Origin of the sequence: Streptomyces sp. NPDC006335 (assembly GCF_040612795.1) — a bacterium.
In the GTDB taxonomy this organism is placed as follows: domain Bacteria; phylum Actinomycetota; class Actinomycetes; order Streptomycetales; family Streptomycetaceae; genus Streptomyces.
On the sequence record NZ_JBEXQX010000049.1, the window covers coordinates 1 to 4,110 of the forward strand.

Annotated in this window: 1 protein-coding gene; it reads right to left on the reverse strand. The window is 72.7% G+C overall.

All coding sequences use genetic code 11. The features are described from left to right. On the reverse strand, positions 1–4,110 hold a 4,110-nt coding region (locus ABZ098_RS44870; protein WP_356600879.1), incomplete at both ends, for an amino acid adenylation domain-containing protein.

The following is a 4,110-nucleotide window of genomic DNA, read 5'->3' on the forward strand; positions in this document are numbered from 1 at the left end:
CCACAAACCAGCCGCCAGATTCACCAGCCCCCCATGCCCGACCTGAACACCCTTCGGCACCCCCGTCGTCCCCGACGTATAGATCACATACGCCAACTGAGCCGGATCCACCACCACCCGCTCCGGCCCCACCACCTCCCAATCGACCCCCGCGGCCGACTCCTCCAGCCGCACCACCACGACGTCACCGTCCAGCACAGCCGCTCCGGCCCGGTCTCCCACCACCACCCGCGCACCCGAATCAGCCAGCATGAACGCCAACCGCTCCGCCGGATACTCCGGATCCAACGGCACAAACGCCGCCCCCGACAACCACACCCCCACCACCGCGACCACCAGATCCACGCCGCGGCCCATGCAGACGCCCACCACTGACTCCGGGCCCACTCCGAGGCCGCGCAGGTGACGCGCCAGCCGCGACGCCCGACGTACCAGGCCCCCGTAGGTCAGATGCGCCTCGCCGTACACGACCGCGACTGCGTCCCCGCCGTTGGCCGCATGCTCGACCACCAGCCCGGGCACTCCGCTCGCCGCGGACACCGGCCGTGCGGTACCCGATCCCAGCTCCAGCAGCTCAGCGTGGTCCACCGCCGACAAGGCGGACACCTCGGATATCGGTCGGCTCGGGTCCTCCGCGACCCGTGCCAGCAGCATCCGCAGATGCCTCGCCAACCGGTCGATCGTCGCCGCGTCGAACAACGCGACTCCGTACTCGATCGTGGCCGTGAGGCCGTCATCGTCTTCGACCACGACCAGACGCAGGTCGAACTTGGCGGTCACCCCGGCCTGGACGGATTCCGCCGAGCCGCCCCCTCCGCCGGTGTCCTGCCGGTAGTAGTCGAACAGCACCTGGAACAGCGGGGTGCGGGACCTGTCCCGCTCGGTGACCAGGGCGTCCACCAGCTGCTCGAAGGGCAGGTCCTGGTGGGCGTAGGCACCGAGCGCGGTCTCCCGTACCCGGGCCAGGACCTCGGCGAACGTCGGGTCCCCGGACAGGTCGGTGCGCATCACCAGGGTGTTGACGAAGAACCCGATCAGGTCCTCGGTCTCGGCCCGGTTCCGGCCCGCCACCGGTGTGCCCACCACGATGTCGTCCTGACCGCTGTACCGGCCCAGCAGGACGCTGAACGCGGCCAGCAGGGTCATGTACATCGTCGCGCCACCCTCGCGGGTCGCTTCATGCAGTCCTCGCACGACCTCGCCGGGCACGCTGAAGCGCATCGCCGCTCCCGCCGAGGAGCGCAGCGGCGGACGCGGCCGGTCCAGGGGAAGCTCCAGGACCGGCAGGGCGGCCAGCCGCTCCCGCCAGAAGGCCAACTGCCGGTCCTGGACGTCCCCGGCCAGCCAGTCCCGCTGCCACACCGCGAAGTCGGCGTACTGCACCGCGAGCGGCGGCAGCGGATCCGGCTCCCCCACTCGGAACGCCTCGTACAGCGAGGACAGGTCGCGTTGCAGGATCCGGTCCGACCAGTCGTCGAAGGCCACATGATGGATGGTCAGCGCCAGCACGTGCCTGGTGTCGGCCATCCTGATCAGGCAGGCCCGCAGGGGCGGTCCGGACGCCAGGTCGAACGGCTCCGCCGCGTCGACCGCCACCAGACGCCTGGCCGCAGCCAGTGGATCGGCGGCGCCGGACACGTCCGCCACGGGCAGCGGCACCGTCCCCGGCGGATCGATCACCTGGTGCGCCACCCCGTCCGGGCCCGCGACCAGCCGCGTCCGCAGCACCTCGTGCCGCGCCACCAGCGCGTCCAGCGCCGTGCCCAGCGCGGCCACGTCCACCGGGCCGGCCATCGGGATCAGCGACGGCAGGTGGTACTCGGCCGAGCCGGGTTGGAGCTGGTTCAGGAACCAAAGGCGCTGTTGTGCGAACGACAACGGCAGTGCCCGGTCCCTGGACACCGGCGTGATCGGCGGGGCGGCCGATCCCGGCCCGGTCCCGTCGACGACGGCGGCCAGGGCCCGCAGGGTGGGGTGCTCGAACAGCGCGGCCAGGGCCACCTCGGCTCCGAACACCTCACGGATCCGGGAGATCACCTGAGTGGCCAGCAGGGAATGCCCGCCCAGCTCGAAGAAGCCGTCCAGTGCGCCGACCCGGTCGGCGCCGAGCAGCTGTGCCCAGATCCCGGCCAGGAGTTCCTCGGTCGCCCCGGTCGGCGCCACGAAGGCGCCCAGCTCGGACCGGGCGGTGTCGGGGGCGGGCAACGCGGCCCGGTCCAGTTTCCCGTTGGGGGTCAGTGGCAGGGCGGCCAGCTCGGTGAACAGCGACGGGACCATGTACTCCGGCAGGCTTCGGCGTAGGAAGGCGCGGAGGTCGCCCGCCGCGGGGACGCCCTCGCCGTGGTCCGCCGGGACCAGGTAGGCGGCCAGCCGGTCCCCGGCCTCGCCCCAGGCGGCGACCGCGGCCGACCGTATCCGGGGATGCGCCGCCAGCGCCGCCGTCACCTCGCCCAGCTCGACCCGGAACCCGCGCACCTTGACCTGGTCGTCGGCCCGGCCGAGGAACTCCAGCTCCCCGTCCGCCCGCAGGCGAACGACGTCCCCGGTCCGGTACAGCCGCGACCCGTCCGCCGCGAACGGGTCGGCGACGAACCGCTGCGCCGTCAGCGCCGGACGCCCGGCGTAGCCGCGGGCCACTCCCGCGCCGCCGATGAACAATTCACCGGCCACGCCGACGGGCACCGGGCCGAGCCGCCGGTCCAGCACGTAGACACGGGTGTTGGCCACCGGCGACCCGAGGGTGACCGGCTCATCGTCCGTCAGGGGTCGGCAGGTGGACCAGATCGTGGTCTCCGTGGGCCCGTACATGTTCCACACGCCGACGGTACGTGCCTGGATCGCCCTGGCCAGTTCGGCGGGAAGTGCTTCACCGCCGCACAGGGCGCGCAAGCGCGCCGCCCCGCTCCAGCCGTCGGCGACCAGCATCTGCCAGGTCGCCGGTGTGGCCTGCATGACGGTGGCGCCGCTCCGGCCGATCTCGCCCGCCAGCAGCCGGGGGGAGCGGACCGTGTCCCGATCCGCCACGACGACCTGGGCTCCGGCGGTCAGCGGAAGCAGCAGCTCCAGGCCGGCGATGTCGAATCCCAGGGTGGTGACGGCCAGCAGGACGTCGGCGGAGGTGAGGCCGGGGCGTTCCGCCATGGAAGCCAGGAAGTTCACCAGGTTGTGCTGTGTGACCTGTACGCCCTTCGGGATCCCGGTCGACCCGGAGGTGTAGATCACGTAGGCGAGGCGGTCGGTGGCCGCCTCCGGCTCCGTCGGCCCGGCCGGGTCGACGGCCTCGGCCGGGTCGTCCAGCCAGATCCGGGTCTCCGCGGGGAGGCCGCCGGCCACGGCGCGATGGCCGACCAGTACACGGACTCCGCTGTCGGCCAGGACGAACGCCAGCCGCTCCGCGGGGTAGTCGGGGTCCAGCGGCAGGTAGGCGGCGCCCGTCTTCCAGACGGCCAGTATCGCGACGACCGTGTCCAGGCCTCGTTCGAGGCAGAGGCCGATGACAGACTCGGCACCGACGCCGAGCGCACGGAGCCGGTTGGCGAGTCGGCCTGCACGTTCTTCCAGCGCGGCGTAAGTCAGCACGGTGCCGCCGGCCACCACGGCGACGGCGTCGGGTCGTTCGGCGGCCCGGGCCGCCACCAGCTCGTGCACCCCGCCCACCTCGGGCACGGTCGTCGCGGTGTCGTTCCAGGCCGACAGCGTCTGGTCCCGCTCGGCGGCGGTCAGGAACGGCAGCCGCGACAGCCTCCGGTCCGGGTCCTCCACCACCGCGCCGAGTGTGGTGATCAGGTGCCCGACCATCCGCTCGACCGTCTCCCGGTCGAACAGCGCGGTGCTGTACTCGATCGATCCGGCCAGTCCGGTGCCGGCGTCCACCAGGTTCACCGTCAGGTCGAACTTCACCGTCCGGGGCGACGCCTGCGCGTCGTCGGGGCCGTCTTCGGCCGCCGCGCCGGCGCCTTCGTCCCGCAGATAGTTGAAGAAGACCTGGAAGAGCGGGGTGCGGGAGCGGTCCCGCTCGGTGACCAGGGCGTCGACCAGCTGCTCGAACGGCAGGTCCTGGTGGGCGTAGGCACCCAGCGCGGTCTCCCGGACCCGGCCCAGCAGCTCGGC